Source organism: Emergencia sp. JLR.KK010, from assembly GCF_037018265.1.
Classification (GTDB): domain Bacteria; phylum Bacillota; class Clostridia; order Peptostreptococcales; family Anaerovoracaceae; genus Senimuribacter; species Senimuribacter intestinalis.
Genome location: NZ_CP143550.1, coordinates 1,269,744 through 1,288,928, shown reverse-complemented (window position 1 = coordinate 1,288,928; position 19,185 = coordinate 1,269,744). Strand labels below are relative to the sequence as shown.

Below are 19,185 nucleotides of genomic sequence, written 5' to 3'. Positions count from 1 at the left end.
TTATATATGTAAATAGAACAAAATACTGCCGAAAGGAGGTGCGCAAATGTCATGGACAGCAAGGTGCTGGAGCAGCTTTACCGCAAATACGAGAGAGAGCTATACCTGTATATTTATTCCATCTGTAAAGACAAGCATGCGACGGAAGATCTGCTGCAGGAAACTTTTTTAAAAGCCATTCTGGCTCTGCCAGACGGTCATACCAATATGCGTGCCTGGCTTTACCTGGTAGCAAGAAACCTGACCTATAATGCAATAAAAAAAGCAGGAAGGTATGAGAACATGACAACTGACCCTGCAGCGAAAAAAAGCGCAGAGCCGCTGGAAATCATTTTGCAACAGGAACAGTACCAGCTGCTCTATAAAAACCTGCAGCGGCTTTCCGCAAGATCGAGGGAAATTTTAATCATGCAGTACTTCGGCCAGCTATCCCACAAGGAAATAGGCACTGTACTGGCAATGACTCCGTCAGCTGTGCGCATGGCAGCTGTACGAGCCAGAAAAGAACTGAAAACCCATATGGAGGAAGAAAAATGAGATATCGTGAACTACTCGAATTATATAAAAAAGGCGAATTAGCAGAACAAGAGGCGGAAAAAGTTCGCACCGATATTGAACGTCAGGAGGCCATCACCGACTACCTTTTAGAAGTCGATGAAGTCTTTGATCTCAGCCTGTCAGAGGATTTTTTGAAAGAAAGAACATTGTCCGACTCTGAGGATTTTGTAAAGGTCATCAATCGTTCTATTAGAAAAGCCTTCCGAAAGCTGGGCGTAATCATACTGGTGATGGCGCTGATTATGATACTCTTCATCCAGTTCGCTCTGCCACAGATTGTATCCCTGTTTTATTACGATCCAGGAAAAATCATCGGTGAGGAAGAATACAGAACTACCAAGCAGATAGAATTGGATATGGCAATTTACACCAGTCTGATGCTGCCCGGCTATTACCGCAATGTAGTCAACGTGACCGATCGGGGATATGGTAACTACGACATCAATATCCCACAAAGTATCTCCTACAACGGACGTTTCTCTGACATCTCTGGAAAAATCGAAAAAGGGCGCCTAACCCTTTATAACAATAATGTTCTACGCAGACCACATATGAATATCTTCGGCTGGAGCGAAATTCTTTCTGAAACCAGAGATTCCTATGTGACAGATCAACCACTTTCAGAACTGACAGATCCTGTCGATTATCTTACCGTCTCCATGAACCCAGCAGACAAATACGTCGTCTTTGTCACGCTGAATCGGCAAATGCCTTACGAAGACTTCATTGCGTGGACAAAGAAGGAAGAAATTCCGGGTCTTCTATGGTGTGCGCCGTGCACGCGTGCCTCCGGCTATCCACAAAATCTAGGTTTTTATTACGATTTCCTATATGGTACAGATATGGGTTGGGACAGAGACGCCTATCCGAACCTGTTCTTCGACACGGACAAAGGCATAAATAAAGAAAGCACCATGCTGTCTCACTTTACCAGTCAACTTCGTTACCTTGCATCTAGAGAAGAGTTCTGTAAAATGTTAGAAATATATCCAGAAGAACTGTCTGCAGCTGCCGACTATGTTGAAGAAAACGGTCTCAGAATCTACGGCTTCGTCACGTTGGTAAACAAAGAGCAGGCAGAACAAATTGAAAAGTCAAATGAGGTCTTTCAAATCAGCGCGGAAGAGCTGATTTAAGCCATATAAAAACGCTTTGGGCAGCTCTTCACCCGAAGCGTTTTTCTTTATCTATTCTCTTCTCCCCAAACACACAGTGCGTCTAAAACCTCCATCAAAGATTTTCCTCTGTCGCTTAAGCTGTACTCAACTTTCGGCGGAATCTGCGGATACTCTGTTCTGACAATCAGTCGATCACATTCCAGCTCTTTCAGATTAGTGCTGAGGGTTTTGTCCGAAATATGTTTCAGATATCGCTTCAGCTCATTAAATCTCACAATCTCAAATTCCATCAGGCAATAAAGAATGACCATCTTGTGCTTGCCGGAAATAAGCGACAGAGTATAACTAAATCCTGTATCTTCAAAATTTGCTTTTTCAATATAATTTTTTATCATTTTGTACTTTCCTTTACGCTAGTACCTTTCAAGAAAGACAGTACTTGTATTTTTTAAATTAATCAATATAATTATATATACAGGCGCAAATCCTGTCAATTCAAAAAATGAGGTGATGATGATGAGACGAAAACTGAATATAACAGAAGGCATTTTCCCAATGCCGGTTTTAATGGTAGCTGCTTACAATGAAGATGGCAGTGTCAATGTCATGAATGCTGCCTGGGGTACTATGCAGGAGCGCGGAAATGTAGCGCTTGTCCTGTCAGAAGGTCATAAGACAGTAAAAGATATCAAAGCCAGAGGCGCTTTTACTGTCAGCATCGCCGATGCAGAACATGTTGTAGAAGCTGACTATTTCGGCGTTGTATCCGGCAACAACACTGCTGATAAGTTTAAAAACAGCGGACTTACTGCAAGCAAAGCTGAGACAGTAGATGCGCCTGTTATCAACGAATTTCCACTCTGTCTGGAATGTGAGTTCATCGAATATCAGAACAACGAATATGGCTGCGGCGTAATTGGCAAAGTCGTAAATGTCACCGCCGATGAAAAAGTCCTCGTGGACGGTAAGATCGATATGTCTTTGGTAAACGCTATCGCTTTCGACCCTTATACCCACGGTTATTACAAAGTAACCGAGAGAGTCGGCGAGGCTTTCAAAGACGGACTTGCACTTAAAAAATAACCCCCTTCCTCGAAGCTTTGCTTCGGGTGGATCCCCGGAAGCCTGTTTGTTCTTGGCAATAAGAAACTACTTAAACGGAGCTGCCTGCATGAACAGAAAATCATTATTAGTACGCAGCTCCATTTTGATTCATGAAAAAGTAGCTGGAGAAAGTATTTTCCAGTAATCGTTTCGTCTTCGCAGGCTATCCCTGAAATTATTAAAGTTATACAGATTCATCAATTTGAAGATCTTTTGCACAACTTTGTCTCCCATCCATATCTTAAAGTTGTGCAAATTAAATCAATTCCGTAACTGCTGCAAAACTTTACCTCTGAAGAGACGCTTAAAGTTTTGCAAACCAATCTTATTCAGGGTCAACCGCACAACTTCATATCGAATCAACACTCGAAAGTTGTGCAAAGTAATTCTGATTTGCGGTTACCTGCACAACTTCGTCAGCCCAGAAAGCCTAAAAGTTGTGCGAATCAAGCTGATTTAGCGTGATCTGCACAACTTCAATCCATCTTACAAATTTAACATGAAAAAGGGTGGCTGTGCCCTATCAGTTCACCCGGATTCAGCGCCAGCAGTTCCTCTACCACAAACAATCCGTCCTTTCGAACCAGTCTATCATCAAACCAGATTTCTCCGCCGCCGTACTCCGGTCTTTGAATCAGCACCAAATCCCAATGCACGGAAGAACGATTTCCGTTATCTGCATCCTCATATGCCATTCCCGGCGTTAAGTGAATACTGCCGCAGATTTTTTCGTCAAAGAGAATGTCCTTCATCGGCTCCAGAATAAACGGATTTACGCCGATAGCAAACTCGCCGAAATATCGTGCGCCTTCATCACTGTCCAAATACTCGTTAATGCGCGCCGTATCATTAGCCTGTGCATCGACAATACGTCCATTTTCAATTTCAAAACGAACATTTTCGTAGAAAAAATTCCGATTGGGCAGAAATTCATCTTTCCCTCGGAGTCTGCATTTTTAAATCCATTTTTGCATTTGTTCTTTTAAATCTCGGAACATACTACAGTAAACATTTTTTGTTTTATCAATAATATCCAAAGCTACCGCTTCATTGTACGCATGGGATACATTATTCTTGGCTGACAGTGCACTGAGCCAAACTTCCTCATCAGTGACTAATCCTGCCTTATATGCAACCTTGACAACCTGCTTAGGCGATCCGCTGCGGCAATCTTCAAAGCCCTGATTGGTAAGAATCTCTTTCATTGCTTTCCATGCTAATTCAAAGCAAATCTCGTAAAGCTTTATCGAGCCAACCACCACCAAACTATTGTAAGGCGGCTCATAAAGAAAAACGTCCTGCAAATTCTCTAATGCCTTGCAAAAATTCTCATACTTTTTCATATATGGCTCTGCCCTCCCTCATAATAACATTGCACAGTTTCTCTGAAAGCACATCATTTAAGAATATTTTATACTGATTTCCTATGAAAGACAGTTTCACCCCTATCGGACTGCTACTTCTTGATATTATAGATACTACCCCTTCTCTCTTTCACGATTTAGTATTTAAGAGCAGAAAGCATGATAAGTATCTGAATTTGCTGTACACCTACATACGAAGTGACCGTGCAAAAGGACGCCTGCGGGAATCCTTTGACGATGACATAATCACCTATTTGTATTCCTCACTGGAATATATCGCGTATCAGTATCGCCAGAATAAAGGCTTAGATGAATCCGCCGAAAGAGAAATTTTTAAAAAAATGGCTGAAGTATTTTTCTTTGGCTTGTATAAAGACGGCATTGAAGACGAAATCCGTTAAGTAAATACTCCAATTTATATGCGAATCTCCTGCCATTTGCCGCAGCGAAATCTTATAAACAGCAGCAGGCCCCGCACCACCAAATCCGCCGCATATGCAAGCCATACGCCGGAAAGACCCATGTCAAAAGACACTGCCAGCACATAGCCAAGACCGATGCGCAGTATCCAGATGCCAAAAAAGGTAGCATACATAGGGAATTTTGTATCTCCTGCCCCCTGCAATGCCCCGGTCAGCACCTGAACTAAAGCCGCAAAAGGCTGAAACCATGCGATAATTCTAAGCACATCTGTTACCATCTCTTGTACTGCCTGTGTTTTCGTAAAATGCAAAGCCAGCTGCGGCGCAAACAAGTAGAACATTGCACCTATAACCACCATAGTGCATGCGGACATCCAGTACGTTACCCTGACCTGTTCCTTTGCCCTGTCGATATTCTTTTCCCCCAAAGAAACACCTGTGATCGTGCAGATAGCAAGACCAAATCCCATCGCAGGAATATACGCGTAACTTTCAATCGTGCCCGCTATATTGTGCGCCACATAAGAAACCGTTCCAATAGACAGAATCATACCATTGTAAACCAGCTGTCCTACGCGCATGATAAGCTTCTCCAGCCCCGCCGGAACACCGATTTTCAGTAAAACACCAAATTCCCCGCAACACAGCTTCAAAGGATACTGCCAAAGCCTGTACTGTTTCTTTTTCCACAGGCACAGAAACAGTATAATCATCCCTGCGCCCCTTGCTATCGTAGTCGCAAGTCCCAGTCCAAAGATTCCCAGACCTGCCTTGATAAATAGAACATCTAACAAAATATTGATAAGATTAGATGCGCCAGTTACATACATGGGCGTTTTCGTATCCTGCATCGCACGCAGACAACTGGATAAAATCTGCTGCAGACAAAGAAGCACGCCTGGCACAGCCACAATGAGAAAATACGGCATTGCGCAATCCAGCACTACCCCCTCTGCGCCGGTAAGTTTTAGAATCTCTTTGCCAAAAACAAGACAAACACCGCCTGTACTAATGCCCAAAACCAGCCCTGTACAAAGAGCATGCACGATGGCAGAAGCCACTTTCTCAAATTCCTTTTCCCCGTAGCGCCGCGCAATCATTGCCGTGCTGCCGATACTGACGGCTGTAAAAAAAGAAATGAAAATATTCATAATCAAGTTTGTCACACTGATACCCGCAATGGCAGCATCCGCCAGCTTTCCTGCAAAAAACGCATCTACCGTGCCAAGAAGCGTCTGTAGGATATTTTCAAGGATAATGGGAAGCGCCAGGTAAAAAATACTGCGTTTCATTGACAAGCCTGCCTCCTTCTGTTAACATATTTTTTGTAAGTTACAGAACAATTTGTTTTATAATTTTATTATATTCTTGCCTAAGCTAAACGCAAGCATCAAACCTGCCAAGTTGTACCGTATCGAACAGTTGTCTGAAATTGTACGGTACCACAAGTTTCAGAGAGGAAATCCTAGCCATGGACAGAAGACAACAAAAAACCAGAGCCGCTATTTTCGATGCTCTGGCACAACTTCTAACAGAAAAACAATTTCATCAGATCACAGTACAGGAAATTATTGACAAAGCCAATGTAGGTCGCAGCACCTTTTACGCGCACTTTGAGACCAAAGACCATCTCCTAAAAGAGCTTTGCACAGATTTGTTTTCTCACGTATTTTCTGACCACCTGGCATCTGAGAAAACCCATGACTTTTCCGCATCTTCAGGCAGCGCCGCAGAACTTGTCACCCATCTCCTATACCATCTGCGCGACGACAAGCGCAATATCATGGGTATTCTCTCCTGCGAAAGCGGCGAGTTATTTCTCCGCTATTTCAGAGAATATCTGTACCGTTTTTTCGAGGAAACACTGCTCCCGGAGCTTGAAACAAAGAAAGAAACCCTGCGGCAAATGCCGCAAGGTTTGCTGATTCATCATCTTTCCTGCAGTTTTATCGGTATGGTACAGTGGTGGCTTCGCCAAGGTCTTGTACAAACGCCAGAAGAAATAGCCTTCTGGTTTCTGGCTGTACTGCCTGCAAGGTTCTGACAATTTAACAATCATAGCCACCATTTCTGTTCTCTCTTTCGTGCAGTCCGCCCCTTCAGTGGATTTTGGAAAGAAAAATGGGCGGATTTAAGACCGCCCACTCTAAAATATCTCAATATTATTCCTGTATCTTCACTTCCGGCATCAGTTCATCATCAATGATTCCCAGAATATCCTCCAGTTCCGCAACCTGCTCCGGTGAAAAACGCTGCCGAATGCGTTTCATCACCGTACCGATATAATCATATGTCACACCGTAGGTCTGCATATACTTGTCGGTGACTTCCAGATAGTACTCCCGCTTATCCTGCTCACTTCTCACTTTGTTGACATAGCCCTTTTTCACCAGGCTGCCTACCTTGTAAGCGGCATTGGGTGGCGACAGCTGGGCAAAAGACGCAAACTCGTTGATGGTCGGTCTTCCCATGGCGTAAATCAGTTCCACACACAGCACCTCCATGGCAGAAAGCGCATCCTCCACCTTAATGTCCTGATTGAACACCTTGGAATAGAGGCTCATCTTAAATTTAGTATAGATATCAGAAAAATTTTTCTCAAGCATCTCGCATTCATTCCTTCTTATGGCTATGCTGATATTTTAACAAATTCTTTGCATAAATGCAATGTTTATCTCCTTGCTTTACTGCGTAATCACAAAGGACAGCTCGCCCTGCGCTGCGATTTCTCCATCTACTTTTGCAACGGCCTTACCATAACCGATGGGTCCTCGCCGTTCTGTCAACTCACAGTAAAGTGTAAGCACATCTCCCGGAACCACCTGTCTTTTGAACCGGCAATTCTTAATACCTCCAAATACTACCAGTTTTCCCCGATTTTCCGCTTCTGACAAAATTGCTACTGCGCCGGTCTGTGCCAGTGCTTCCATAATCAAAACCCCCGGCATGATCGGTCTTCCCGGAAAATGTCCCTGAAAAAACGGCTCGTTTGCAGTCACACATTTCACTGCTTCAGCCCATTTTCCCTGCTCCATGTCGGTAACCCGATCGATGAGCAAAAATGGATATCTGTGAGGCAGTATTTCCTGAATTTGTCTGATGTCCAGTTCCATTATTTTATCCTCCGAAACAGAATTGATCCATTGTGTCCGCCAAAACCCAAAGAGTTGGACATAGCATAGTCACCCGCCATATCATTTCCAATATTCGCTACGATGTCCAGATCACATGCTTCATCAGGCACCTGATAGCCGACAGTCGGCGGTGCAAATTGATCTCGAAGTGCCGATACTGTCAAAATCGCTTCCACTGCACCAGATGCACCCAGCAGGTGACCTGTCATGGATTTCGTAGAGGACATCTTTACCTTGTACGCTGCATCACCAAAGGCAGATTTTACCGCAAGAGTCTCACATTTGTCGTTCATCGGTGTTGATGTGCCATGGGCATTAATATATACTACCTGCTCCGGCGTAATACCTCCATCTGCCATAGCTGCTTTCATGCAAGCTGCAGCGCCGCTGCCGTCTTCCAAAGGTGCTGTCATATGATGGGCGTCACAGCTTACGCCATAACCTGCAATCTCGCAAAGAATTTCTGCACCCCTTGCTACTGCATGCTCATACTCTTCCAAAAGAAGAACGCCAGCACCCTCTCCCATGACAAAACCATCTCTTTCTTTATCAAAAGGAATGGAAGCGCGCTTCGGATTACAGGATTCCGACAGCGCTTTCATCGAAGTAAAGCCGCCGATTCCCAGTTCACTAATACAGCTTTCACTGCCTCCAGTCAGGAAAACTTCAGCATATCCGTCTCGAATCTGCCTGAATGCCTCTCCAATCGCATTAGTTGCAGACGCACAAGCTGTTACAACGCAAGTACAGCTTCCTGTAAATCCATGTTCGATGGCGACTATTCCTGCCGCCATATTGGTAATTGCCATAGGCACAAAGAGAGGCGATACCTTGTCGAAGCCCCGCTTCATCCCTTTGTAGTGCTCCTCTTCAATAGTAGGAAGCCCCCCGATACCGCTGGAGATATTGACCCCGCAGCGAGATGGATCTTCCAGCTTCATATCCAATCCTGCCTGCTTCATGGCTGCCCTTGCAGCAACCAGCGCCAACTGCGTAAACCTTGCAGTGCGTCTTGCTGCCATCTTATCCATGTGATCGGTAATATCAAATCCCTTTAATTCCCCTGCTACCTTTACCTTGTGATTTTCGGTATCAAAGCCTTTGATAAAGTCTATGCCACATGTGCCTTTTCTAGCATTTGCCCACATTTCCTCTACTGTATTTCCGATGGGAGATACGGCTCCCATTCCAGTGATTACAACTCTTCTCTTCATGGTCTCTCCTTTATTAATACATGCCGCCATCTACTGCCAGCACTTGTCCGGTCACATAAGCAGCCTGTTCTGATGCGAAAAAGGCTGCTGCCTGCGCCACATCTTCCGGTTTTCCCATACGCCCTGCCGGAATTGCAGCGGCTGCCGATGCAATCGCTGCCTCCGTCATGGCCTTCGTCATATCTGTTTCAATAAATCCCGGCGCGATAGCATTCACGGTAATATTCCTGCTCGCCACTTCCTTGGCAAAAGATTTTGTCATAGAGACAACGCCGCCTTTACTTGCCGCATAGTTGACCTGACCGGCATTGCCTAAAAGCCCTACTACACTGGACAGATTCACAATGCGCCCATAACGCTGTTTCATCATCTGGCGGCTCACCGCTTTCATCATCAGAAAGCTGCCTCTAAGATTGGTTCTGATCACTGCGTCAAAATCTTCCTCGCTCATGCGCATGAGCAGATTGTCTCTGGTAATCCCAGCGTTATTCACTAAAATATCCACACTTCCAAAGGTCTTCATAGCAGTTTCTGCAATTCTCTCACAAGCTGCCCATTCTGCAACATCCCCCTGAACAAGATCTGCCTGCACACCTAAATTTCTGCAGATTTCGGCAGTTTCCTCGGCTGCGCTGCTGTTTCCGGCATAATTGATAAGCAGGTTTGCACCCCTCTTTGCAAATTCTACGCAAATGGCTCTTCCAATGCCACGGCTCCCGCCGGTTACAATGGCTGTTCTATCTTTCATGATTATGCTGCGCCTCCCTTCAATTCTGTAACCACTTTCTGCAGATCCTCAAAAGTTTCAATATTCATGGTCCTGATTCCCCGATCCGTCTTCTTTACAAAGCCGGACAGTGCTTTGCCAGGTCCGATTTCCAGAATCGTGTCAACGCCAGCTTTTACCATGGCTTTAATAGAATCTTCAAAATATACGCTGTGAGAAACCTGTTTCACCAGCAGCTCGCCGATGGTCTCACTGGGTCTTTTCTCCCGTCCAACTGCATTAAAAAGTACAGGAAACTGCATTTCTCCAAAGGCCGTTTCTGCAAAAATTTCTTTGAGTACAAGCCCTGCCGGTTCCATAAATGCAGTATGAAAAGGTCCGCTGACAGGAAGCGCCACACATCTTTTGGCACCCTCTGCTGCTGCCAGCTCCGCAACCGCTTCAACAGCCGCTTTCTCTCCTGCAATGACAATCTGTCCAGGGCAGTTGTAATTGGCAATCTGCACGCTGCCTTTGACCGAGGCCTTCTCGCAGCACTGTTCAAGAGGCTCTCTGTCAAGACCCAACACCGCTTTCATAGCACAGTCCACACCTTCTGCCGCCTTCGCCATGGCATTCGCCCGCTTTGTCACAAGGGCAACAGCCGTCCTCGCGTCAAAGACGCCTGCGCTGTGCAGTGCCGAGTATTCGCCTAGCGAAAGCCCTGCCGCCATAACCGGTTTTATGCCGATCTCCTCCAGCGCAGGCAGTAGTTCTGCCAGCACGCCCGCAGCAAAAGCAACCATGACAGGCTGGGTATTTCTCGTATCTGAAAGCTGCGCCAAAGGTCCTTCAAAAGCAATTTCCCTTTGCTCTTTTGGCAGAATATCGAAAATCTCGTGAAATTTCTCCGACTTTTCGTAAAAATCTTTGCCCATGCCTACAGATTGACTTCCCTGACCTGCAAATAAAATTCCTAACTTCATATCTGACTCCATTCCGCTGCCAACTCTTCCATCAGCGCTTTTACCGTAGTCATCTCATTGATTCTGCCTACGTTGTCGCCACAGAAAAACAGCCCTTCTTCATAATTTCCATAGTAACCCTTTATCAAAGCCTGATTGATGCAATAAGGCGTTTTTGCCGGATCACAACTGTGAATACATCTGATGCACTGCTTTGGCGCAAACCGCTCTCCTGCTGCAACTCGCTTCATCAGCGGCGTTTTAAGACCTCTCCCCGGCATGCCTACCGGACTTTGCAAAATCATCACATCTTCTGCATTTGCGCGTACAATTACATCTTTAAAGCCTCTGCTGGCATCGCATTCTTCGGTTGCGATAAAACGAGTAGCGATCTGCACTCCTGATGCACCCTGCGACTTCACTTCCTGCATATCAGTACGGTCAAAGACGCTGCCAGCTGCAAAGACCGGAATGTCTCCAGCCTCCCGGACCACTTCACAAATCAGCTGCGGCAGCGGTTTTGCACTGCCAGCTGCTTCCTCTCTGGTAAATCCCAGATGGCCTCCTGCTCGGCTTCCCTCTACCACAATAAAATCTGCTTTGCGATTATGCCGCTTTTGCCACATAGACAGAATCGTTTTTGCTGCACGACCGCCGGAAACGATAGGCGCAATCATCACATCAAATCCCTTTGTCAGTTCGGGAAGGGACAAAGGAAGCCCCGCTCCGCTGATTACCGCATCAATTCCGCTTTTACATGCAGTCTTTACTAGGTCTGCAAATCCAGTAGTTGCTACCATAGCATTAACTGCGATGATACCTTTTCCTTTTGCAATCTGCCGAGCTTTTGCTATCTCCGCCTGCAGAGCCCTTCTGTTAGCTTTTTTCGGATTTTTCCAGAAATCAGCTTCACGAAAGCCAATATTCACGGTGGAAATGACGCCCATGCCGCCGCAGGCTGCAACCGCTCCAGCAAGTCCTCCCATGGAGATACCAACGCCCATACCGCCTTGAATAATCGGTACTGCCAATCTATCTAATGTTTTCATATTCTTTTACCATTTCTTCAAAAATTTGACGCAGCGGACGAATCTCTTTTACCATACCGCTGACCTGACCTGCCATCAATGAACCGTTTTTTACATCGCCCTCCAGCACTGCTTTACGCAGGGATCCCAGTGTAAATTTCTCCAGTTCCATCTTGTCTGCACCGCTCTGTTCCATCTTCAGATACTCTCTAGTCATAGGATTTTTCAGACAGCGCACCGGCGCACCTGCACTGCGTCCAGTAACGATAGTTGCATTATCGCCAGCCTTGACAATGGCTTCTTTATAGTTCTGATGAATGGGACACTCGCAGCTTGCCAGAAGACATGTGCCGACCTGCACGCCACAGGCTCCCAAAGTAAATGCTGCTGCCATCTGCCTGCCGCCTGCAATGCCGCCTGCTGCAATGACCGGCACATCCACATTGTCACAAACCTGCGGCACCAGTGCCATAGTGGTCAGTTCTCCAATGTGACCACCGCTCTCGCATCCCTCTGCAATGACGCCGAAAACACCGATAGATGCCAACCTCTTTGCCAGCGCAACCGATGATACAACAGGAAAAACTTTAATTCCGGAAGTTTTCCATTCTTCCACATATTTTCCAGGGTTCCCCGCTCCCGTCGTCACCACAGAAATACATTCTTCAGTGACAATTTTCGCCATTTTATCCGCCTCCGGATTCATCAGCATGATGTTGACACCAAAAGGTCTGTCAGTCATTTTTTTGCAAATTCTAATCTGCTCTCTAAGATTTTCAGCCGTCATGCCGCCGGCACCGATAATCCCAAGCGCGCCGGCATTAGAGACCGCAGCTGCAAATCCGCCGCTTGCAATATTAGCCATGCCGCCCTGGAAGATTGGAAATTCTATATTTAAAAGTTCATTAATTTTCATAGATTATTTTACCTCACTTGTGATATACATGCCGCCGTAGGAAAGCCCCGCGCCAAAGCCAGTACAAAGAAGAGTGGTGTCATTTTTTAGAAGCCCCTGCTCTGCCATTTCACACAGCGCAATAGGAATGCTGGCAGCCGAGGTGTTTCCATAGTGGTACAAATTCTTAAAGAATTTTTTCTTCTCGCCGCCGATACGCCTTGCCGCCGCATCAATGATACGTTCATTTGCCTGATGACAGACGAAGTAATCAATATCATCCTTACTTAAATCGATTTTCTTCAGCACTTCGCTGATACACACCGGTACTTTGCTTACCGCAAAACGATATACCTCCTGACCGCCCATTTCAATAAAGCTGCCCCGAAGGCAGTGAAGCACCTGCCTATTAGGTTCACAGCCACCATAAAATGCAAAGCCTGCGTCTTCATGCCATTTCATCACAGCAGCACCTGCTCCGTCACCAAACAGAACACAAGTTGCCCTATCCTCCATATCCATAAAGGAAGAAATCTTTTCACTGCCGATAATTAAGGCATACCTGTCTTTCTGATTTGCAAGCAGCCCGTTTGCCAAATGGCATCCATAGATAAAACCAGCACAAGCCCCATTTATATCCAAGGCGAAAACTTCTTGAGAAAGTCCCAGTCTTCCGCAAACATCGCAGGCTGTCGCCGGTGTATGGTCGTCGGGTGTAAAGGTGCAGACAATACATATGGCGATTTTTTCTTTCGGAATCCCCGCATGATGGAGCGCCATCTGTGCAGCTTCAAAAGCCATGTCTGTATTGGTCTTCTTTACGGCAAAATACCGACTGCGTATGCCGGACTTTTCCCTGATCCAGTCATCGCTGGTGTCTACTGTCTCTGCTAAGGTTTCGTTAGTAACCGTAAGATCGCCAGCTGCACGCCCCAGTCCGATTATTTTAATTCCTGCCATAATAGATCCTCCGCCTTCTTCGTAGGTTTCCCTATCTTTCTAATCTGCTTATATCGTTCTTTTATTAGATTTTCTCCGCCGATTTTTTCAAGAGCTGCAAGAGAAGATTCGATTTCTCTTGCCACGCGCAGGAAAACATCCCCCTTTTCAGGAATCACACAGTCACAAATGCCCAGACTTTGCAAATCTTCTGCAGTCAGTTTCATCACTTCCGCTGCTTCTTCCCAGCGTTTAGCATCTTTCCATAAAATGCTTGCAAAGCCTTCCGGTGACAGAATAGAGAAAATGCTGTTTTCCAGCATTACGATCCTGTCTGAAACACTGAGGGCAAGGGCACCGCCGCTTCCTCCTTCACCGATAAAAATGGCAACCGTCGGGACTTTAAGGCGAGACATCACTGCGATAGACTGCGCAATCGCCTCTCCCTGACCGCCTGCTTCTGCTTCGATACCTGGATAAGCCCCCGGCGTATCTATGAAGGTGATAACAGGTCTTCTGAATTTTTCCGCCTGTTTCATCAGACGAATGGCTTTTCTATATCCTTCCGGATTCGGCATGCCAAACCGGTACACCATGTTCTCCTGTAAATCTCTGCCCTTCTGATGACCGATCACCGTGACAGGGCGACCGCGAAACAATGCAAGACCGCCTAAGATGCTGACGTCTTCTCCATGGTTTCTATCCCCCGCCAAAGGGAAAAAATCATCGAAAATCGCTTCGATATAATCCCGACATGTAGGTCTATCCTGCGCTCTTGCCAGTTTCACCCGCTCCGCTGCAGATATCTTTTTTATGTTCATCGTTTTCCCCTCCTGTCGTGAACCTGCAGCAAAAATGCCAGAGTCTGCCGCAAATCTGTTCTCGGCACGACTTGATCCACAAATCCATGTTCCAAAAGATACTCCGCCGACTGAAACCCCTCCGGCAATTCCTGCCCGATGGTCTGCTCAATAACTCTTGGTCCCGCAAATCCAATCAGCGCACCGGGTTCAGCTAAAATAACATCGCCAAGACTTGCAAAACTTGCGGTCACACCGCCTGTAGTCGGATGGGTCAGCACAGAAATAAACAAATTCCCTTCTTCGCCGTGTCTTGCCACTGCCGCCGCAGTCTTTGCCATCTGAAAAAGAGATAAAATTCCTTCCTGCATTCTGGCACCTCCTGAGGCTGCAAAAATAATCAGCGGCAGTCTATTCTTTGCAGCATATTCACATGCTCTGGTGATTTTCTCACCTACAGCAGTTCCCATACTTGCCATCATAAAGCGACTGTCCATGGCGCACACGACTACCTTATAACCACTAATCTTCCCAGTGCCCGTCAGAACTGCTTCTTTCATTCCTGTCTTTTGTTGCTGATTCAAAAGCTTTTCTTCATATCCCGGAAAGTCCAGTGGGTTTTTTCCTTTCATACTGCCACAAATTTCCCGAAAAGATTTTGGATCCAGCACCGTCCGCAGTCTGTACTTGGCCGAAATGCGAAAGTGATATCCGCAGCATGGACAAACGTACAGATTTTCTAGCAGTACATCCTTTGTATGCTTCGCCTGGCAGTCAGGGCATGAAATGACTTTGTCGCCATCTTTCATCTCACGCAGCGCCGCCAGTAAATCTCGTTTCTGTTTAAATGGATTCATTTCTGCCTCCTGCCGCCTCATAAATTGAGAGAAGTTCCTTGAGATGTGCCTCAATATAACCGGTATCATATCCGCCCCGCAGAAAATCCTGCTGATACATCAGCAGGTGCTGTACCGGCAAAGTAGTCTGTACTCCGTTGATAACAGTTTCCTCCAAAGCCCTTCGCATGCGGCGCACCGCTTCCAGACGGCTTTCGCCCTTTGCGATAATCTTTGCCACCATGGAATCATAGTACGGACTGATCTCACAGCCGTTATATAAAGCGCTGTCCACTCTGATTCCTGCACCTGCTGGAAAATGAATAAAGTCTATCTTTCCTGGACATGGCGCAAAATTTTCAAAAACTTTCTCCGCAGTAATTCTGCACTCGATGGCATGACCGCTCATGGTAATATCCTTCTGCTCAAAGCTCAGCGGAAGACCGCTGGCAATTCGCAGCTGTTCCTTCACTATATTGACGCCAGTCACCATTTCCGTCACCGGATGTTCTACCTGGATTCTCGTATTCATTTCGATAAAGTAAAAATGTTCATCTTTATCTACGATAAATTCCACGGTGCCTGCATTTTCATAGCTGCAGATTTTTGCGGCTTTAACGGCGGCCTCACCCATCTGACAGCGTAGCTGTTCTGAAAGCCCCCAAGCAGGCGCTTCCTCTAACAGTTTCTGATTTCTCCGCTGAATGGAGCAATCTCGTTCACCCAGATGAACTACGTTTCCACGGCTGTCTGCCAAGATCTGAAATTCAATATGCCTTGGATTTTCTATGAGCTTTTCCACGTACATTTCACCGTTTCCAAAGCAGCTTTCTGCTTCTTGTGAAGCTGTTTGAAATCCCTTACGAACTTCTTCCGCATTGAAGGCTTTGCGCATGCCGCGACCGCCTCCCCCTGCTGAAGCCTTGAGAAGAACCGGGTAGCCGATGCGTTCTGCTTCTGTCACAGCTTCTTCTTCACTTGTTACGGCGCCATCTGAACCCGGAACCACTGGAACACCCGCCTCTATCATCATACGTCTTGCGGCTGCTTTATTTCCCATCGCATCAATCACCTGCGAGGAAGGTCCGATAAATTTCAGACCTGCTGCCTCACAGCTTCTTGCAAAGTCACTGCTCTCTGACAGAAAGCCAAAACCGGGATGGACAGCATCACAGCCTGTAGCTTTTGCCGCCTCGATCAAATTCGCTATGTGCAGATAGCTTTCGCTAGCTCTAGGGCCTCCAATACACACTGCTCTAGTTGCAATGATTCGATGCAAAGCCTGACTGTCAGCTGTAGAATAAACAGATACCGCCTCTATGGAAGAATCCAGACACTCTCTGATAATCCTTACAGCAATTTCCCCCCGATTCGCAATCAAAACTCTCTTTAGCATGGCTCAACCTCAAACAAAACCTGATCAAATTCAACCAATTCCCCATTGACGCCCCCTGCGCTGCGGATGATACCATCCACTGGCGACTTCAGTTCGTTCATCATTTTCATGGCTTCTACCACGCAGAGAACCTGACCCTGTTTCACCTGCTGTCCTACTGTCACAAAGGGAGGCTTCCCAGGTTCTGGCGCAGCATAGTAGATACCGACAATCGGCGATTTAACTTCTATGAAGTTTGAGGACTGAGGTTCCTTCTGTGCTGGCTGCAAAGATTGCATCGCTGGCACACGCAGATCTTTGTCAATCTGCTGCAGCTGCTGAGGCTGCCCGCTTTTTTCCATACGTAGATGAAAACCGTCAGCCTCTACTTCCAGCACTGTCAGAGATGAAGTTTCAAATCGCTCAATCAGATTGTAAATTTTCCTTTCTTCCATGGTTATGCCTGATACTTTTCAATGGCTGCTACGATGTCACTAACCAGCTTCATATTGCCCAGTTCCTCATCAGGAATCTTGATGCCGTACTTCTCTTCAATCGCCATCACCAGTTCCACTGCATCCAGAGAATCGATATTCAAGTCATCTGCCAGACTTGCTTCCGGGGCAATCTTATCCTCGTCACATCCTAACGTATCAACCATAATTTCTTTCACTTCTTCAAATTTCATTTTTATGTACTCCTTCTCGTTTTCTAATTCAAATTTTTTAATTAAAATAATTTATTTAAAATATTTTAATTAAAATTCTTTAACTAGAATAGCACTGCCGGAAGGATTTGTCAATAGACGAAAAAAATTTTCACAGGAATTACAAAAACCATAGAAAAACTCCGCAATTCTTCCCTGAATTACGGAGTTTTGATTCTATTCATATTAAGTTTTTATTTCGTCAAAGCCGTCATCTCATAGCTTGCACAAAGCATCGCTTATTTGTAATTTGCAATTCTTGCTCTGGTTCTCTCTTCTCCTAGGATCTGCTGAATTTCCCAGACATCCGGAGACTGCGCTCTTCCCATCAGTGCGATTCGGATAACCGTACTGACATGCCCTACGTGCCCTTTATACTCTTCCGGATGTTTTTTAAAGTCTTTCGGTTTTGCAGCATAGCCCATTTCCGCTGCCATGGTTCTAATCTTGTCAAACCACTGACTCTGATCATCCGCGTGATTATAGTTTTCCAGATATCCCGCCAGAATTGCCGTAATATCCTCTGCCGGCACCTCTGCTGGCATTTCATCTTCGATTTTGAACATATCGTCAAAAAAGTAACTGATAAATTCTACAATTTGCTGTGCATAGATTAGATCTTTTCTCGGCTTGTTGTCATTTCTTCCCAGATCCAGGATTCTTTCCAGATACTCCCTATCTTCAAAGATATGTAAAATTTCCGGTTTGAACTCCTGCGCCCAGTCTTTTAGAAACTCATACAGTTCACATGCAGGAATGCGAAGAAGCACGTCTTTGCTGATGTCATTTAGTTTGTTCAAGTCAAAGAGTGCGCCGGAATTGCTCATCTTTTCTGTCGTAAATGCAAACTCATCGATATCCGCTTCCGGATGTTCCATTCTCCATTCCTCAAAATTAGAGTTGAGAATCGTCAGCAGATATTCTCTGACTGCTGCAGGGTGATAACCCTGATTTCTATAGTAATCTAGCGAAAGTTCAGGATCCTTTCTCTTGGAAAGCTTTCTCTTGTTGCCCTCTTCATCTAATTTCATCAGCTGCGCCGTATGGCAATAAACAGGCGGCTCCCATCCCAGCTTTTCAAAGAGTTCCACATGAATCGGCAGCGACGGCAGCCATTCTGCACCGCGCACCACATGAGTCGTACGCATCAGATGATCGTCTACAACATGTGCAAAATGATAGGTCGGAATCCCAGTCGCCTTTAAAATGACTACGTCCTGGAAATTCTCCGGCATTTCAAGAGTGCCTCTGATGGCATCCTCTACTTTGATCTTTCTCACATTCTCATCAGTCGCTTCAGGGTTTCCGCCGGAACGCAATCTAATGACATAGGACTTTCCTGCAGCCAAATTCGCCTCGATTTCCTCTATGGAGAGTCCTCTATTCTTTGCGTAAATACCGTAAATTCCCGGATTGGCTTTAGAAGCTTCCTGCCCTGCCCTGATCTCTGTGATTTCTTCTTCTGTGAGGAAGCACGGATATGCCTTACCCTCTGCCACCAGTTTCTTCGCAAAGCACTGGTAAATCTCCCCACGCTGGCTCTGCGTATAGCAGCCATAATCGCCGCTCTCACCGTCAAGACCTGCACCTTCGTCAAAGTTGATGTCAAAGAAACGCAGGGAATTGATAATAGTCTCTACCGCCCCTTCCACATAACGCTTATCATCGGTATCCTCAATTCGCAGGTAAAACACGCCGCCGCTCTGGTGAGCAAGGCGCTCGTCCACAAAGGCGCCGTAAAGATTTCCAAGATGAATAAAGCCTGTCGGGCTAGGACCCAATCTGGTTACTTTTGCACCTTCCGGCAAATTTCTCTTCGGATACTGGGCTTCTATTTCTTCTGTTGTCTTCTTAATATGCGGAAACAAAAGATCCGCTAATTTATAATAATCCACTACAAAAATCCTCCATTTTGGTTTTTCTAACAATAGCACATAATCCATATTATTATATACTTTCCGACGTATGAATTTCAAGGTTTTTGACAAAATAATTATACGCTCATTTTATTGCTTGTTCTC

General features: G+C 45.7%; 23 protein-coding genes. 5 read left to right on the top strand and 18 right to left on the bottom strand.

Features of this window, described 5'->3' with window-relative positions; all coding sequences use genetic code 11:
* Positions 1 to 51: 51 nt before the first annotated feature.
* A complete protein-coding gene (locus tag V1225_RS06195; RefSeq protein WP_338547916.1) occupies positions 52 to 537 on the top strand; it encodes an RNA polymerase sigma factor in 486 nt (161 codons plus the stop codon).
* A complete protein-coding gene (locus V1225_RS06190; protein ID WP_338547915.1) occupies positions 534 to 1,694 on the top strand; it encodes an anti sigma factor C-terminal domain-containing protein in 1,161 nt (386 codons plus the stop codon). The genes V1225_RS06195 and V1225_RS06190 overlap by 4 nt, the downstream gene beginning before the upstream one ends.
* A gap of 47 nt (positions 1,695 to 1,741) precedes the next feature.
* Here V1225_RS06190 and V1225_RS06185 read toward each other — a convergent pair whose 3' ends face one another.
* Positions 1,742 to 2,071 (bottom strand): helix-turn-helix domain-containing protein, encoded by a 330-nt coding sequence (locus V1225_RS06185; RefSeq protein WP_338547914.1) that lies wholly within the window; start codon positions 2,069 to 2,071, stop codon positions 1,742 to 1,744.
* A 118-nt stretch (positions 2,072 to 2,189) separates the two neighbouring features.
* Here V1225_RS06185 and V1225_RS06180 point away from each other — a divergent pair, with 118 nt between their 5' ends.
* On the top strand, positions 2,190 to 2,759 hold the full coding sequence (locus tag V1225_RS06180; protein ID WP_338547913.1) for a flavin reductase: 570 nt from the start codon (positions 2,190 to 2,192) through the stop codon (positions 2,757 to 2,759).
* Positions 2,760 to 3,274: 515 nt separating this feature from the next.
* Here the strand turns inward: V1225_RS06180 and V1225_RS06175 are convergent.
* Together V1225_RS06175 and V1225_RS06170 are read right to left on the bottom strand one after the other, a co-directional pair.
* Positions 3,275 to 3,706: an aminopeptidase gene (locus V1225_RS06175; protein WP_338548162.1), complete on the bottom strand. Its 432-nt coding sequence runs from the start codon at positions 3,704 to 3,706 to the stop codon at positions 3,275 to 3,277.
* 30 nt (positions 3,707 to 3,736) lie between these two features.
* Positions 3,737 to 4,123 (bottom strand): HI0074 family nucleotidyltransferase substrate-binding subunit, encoded by a 387-nt coding sequence (locus V1225_RS06170; protein WP_161908976.1) that lies wholly within the window; start codon positions 4,121 to 4,123, stop codon positions 3,737 to 3,739.
* An 83-nt stretch (positions 4,124 to 4,206) separates the two neighbouring features.
* On the opposite strand from V1225_RS06170, the gene V1225_RS06165 reads away from it, so the two are divergent.
* On the top strand, positions 4,207 to 4,545 hold the full coding sequence (locus tag V1225_RS06165) for a hypothetical protein (protein ID WP_251616295.1): 339 nt from the start codon (positions 4,207 to 4,209) through the stop codon (positions 4,543 to 4,545).
* Between the two features lie 14 nt (positions 4,546 to 4,559).
* Here the strand turns inward: V1225_RS06165 and V1225_RS06160 are convergent, their stop codons facing one another.
* Complete coding sequence (locus V1225_RS06160; protein WP_338547910.1) at positions 4,560 to 5,858, bottom strand: MATE family efflux transporter; 1,299 nt, start codon at positions 5,856 to 5,858, stop codon at positions 4,560 to 4,562.
* Positions 5,859 to 6,037: 179 nt separating this feature from the next.
* On the opposite strand from V1225_RS06160, the gene V1225_RS06155 reads away from it, so the two are divergent.
* Complete coding sequence (locus V1225_RS06155; protein ID WP_160202494.1) at positions 6,038 to 6,610, top strand: TetR/AcrR family transcriptional regulator; 573 nt, start codon at positions 6,038 to 6,040, stop codon at positions 6,608 to 6,610.
* Between the two features lie 118 nt (positions 6,611 to 6,728).
* Here the strand turns inward: V1225_RS06155 and V1225_RS06150 are convergent, their stop codons facing one another.
* From V1225_RS06150 to gltX, 14 genes are all read right to left on the bottom strand, one after another.
* Positions 6,729 to 7,172 (bottom strand): MarR family transcriptional regulator, encoded by a 444-nt coding sequence (locus V1225_RS06150; protein ID WP_160202493.1) that lies wholly within the window; start codon positions 7,170 to 7,172, stop codon positions 6,729 to 6,731.
* 78 nt (positions 7,173 to 7,250) lie between these two features.
* Entirely contained in the window at positions 7,251 to 7,679 is a 429-nt protein-coding gene (gene fabZ, locus V1225_RS06145; protein ID WP_338547907.1) for a 3-hydroxyacyl-ACP dehydratase FabZ, read from the bottom strand.
* Positions 7,679 to 8,914: a beta-ketoacyl-ACP synthase II gene (fabF, locus tag V1225_RS06140; RefSeq protein WP_338547905.1), complete on the bottom strand. Its 1,236-nt coding sequence runs from the start codon at positions 8,912 to 8,914 to the stop codon at positions 7,679 to 7,681. The genes fabZ and fabF overlap by 1 nt, the downstream gene beginning before the upstream one ends.
* A gap of 13 nt (positions 8,915 to 8,927) precedes the next feature.
* Complete coding sequence (gene fabG / locus V1225_RS06135) at positions 8,928 to 9,662, bottom strand: 3-oxoacyl-[acyl-carrier-protein] reductase (protein ID WP_350339728.1); 735 nt, start codon at positions 9,660 to 9,662, stop codon at positions 8,928 to 8,930.
* Between the two features lie 2 nt (positions 9,663 to 9,664).
* Positions 9,665 to 10,606: an ACP S-malonyltransferase gene (gene fabD, locus V1225_RS06130; protein ID WP_338547903.1), complete on the bottom strand. Its 942-nt coding sequence runs from the start codon at positions 10,604 to 10,606 to the stop codon at positions 9,665 to 9,667.
* Positions 10,603 to 11,634, bottom strand: a complete 1,032-nt coding sequence (locus V1225_RS06125; protein ID WP_338547900.1) for a nitronate monooxygenase family protein — start codon at positions 11,632 to 11,634, stop codon at positions 10,603 to 10,605. The genes fabD and V1225_RS06125 overlap by 4 nt, the downstream gene beginning before the upstream one ends.
* The gene (locus V1225_RS06120) at positions 11,618 to 12,529 is read right to left on the bottom strand and encodes a nitronate monooxygenase (RefSeq protein WP_338547898.1); all 912 of its coding nucleotides are present in this window, start codon (positions 12,527 to 12,529) and stop codon (positions 11,618 to 11,620) included. Before V1225_RS06120 ends, V1225_RS06125 begins: the two co-directional genes overlap by 17 nt.
* Positions 12,530 to 12,532: 3 nt before the next feature.
* Positions 12,533 to 13,468, bottom strand: coding sequence for a beta-ketoacyl-ACP synthase 3 (locus tag V1225_RS06115; protein ID WP_338547896.1), 936 nt, complete (start codon positions 13,466 to 13,468; stop codon positions 12,533 to 12,535).
* Positions 13,450 to 14,268, bottom strand: a complete 819-nt coding sequence (locus V1225_RS06110; RefSeq protein ID WP_251616278.1) for an acetyl-CoA carboxylase carboxyltransferase subunit alpha — start codon at positions 14,266 to 14,268, stop codon at positions 13,450 to 13,452. The genes V1225_RS06115 and V1225_RS06110 overlap by 19 nt, the downstream gene beginning before the upstream one ends.
* A complete protein-coding gene (gene accD / locus V1225_RS06105; RefSeq protein WP_338547893.1) occupies positions 14,265 to 15,104 on the bottom strand; it encodes an acetyl-CoA carboxylase, carboxyltransferase subunit beta in 840 nt (279 codons plus the stop codon). The genes V1225_RS06110 and accD overlap by 4 nt, the downstream gene beginning before the upstream one ends.
* Positions 15,091 to 16,479 carry an acetyl-CoA carboxylase biotin carboxylase subunit gene (gene accC / locus V1225_RS06100; RefSeq protein ID WP_338547891.1) on the bottom strand — a complete coding sequence of 463 codons (1,389 nt, stop codon included), beginning with the start codon at positions 16,477 to 16,479 and terminating at the stop codon, positions 15,091 to 15,093. Before accC ends, accD begins: the two co-directional genes overlap by 14 nt.
* Positions 16,473 to 16,913, bottom strand: coding sequence for a biotin/lipoyl-containing protein (locus tag V1225_RS06095; RefSeq protein ID WP_338547889.1), 441 nt, complete (start codon positions 16,911 to 16,913; stop codon positions 16,473 to 16,475). Before V1225_RS06095 ends, accC begins: the two co-directional genes overlap by 7 nt.
* Before the next feature lie 2 nt (positions 16,914 to 16,915).
* On the bottom strand, positions 16,916 to 17,146 hold the full coding sequence (gene acpP / locus V1225_RS06090; RefSeq protein WP_160202481.1) for an acyl carrier protein: 231 nt from the start codon (positions 17,144 to 17,146) through the stop codon (positions 16,916 to 16,918).
* Between the two features lie 257 nt (positions 17,147 to 17,403).
* Positions 17,404 to 19,059, bottom strand: coding sequence for a glutamate--tRNA ligase (gene gltX / locus V1225_RS06085; protein WP_338547887.1), 1,656 nt, complete (start codon positions 19,057 to 19,059; stop codon positions 17,404 to 17,406).
* Between the last annotated feature and the right edge of the window lie 126 nt (positions 19,060 to 19,185).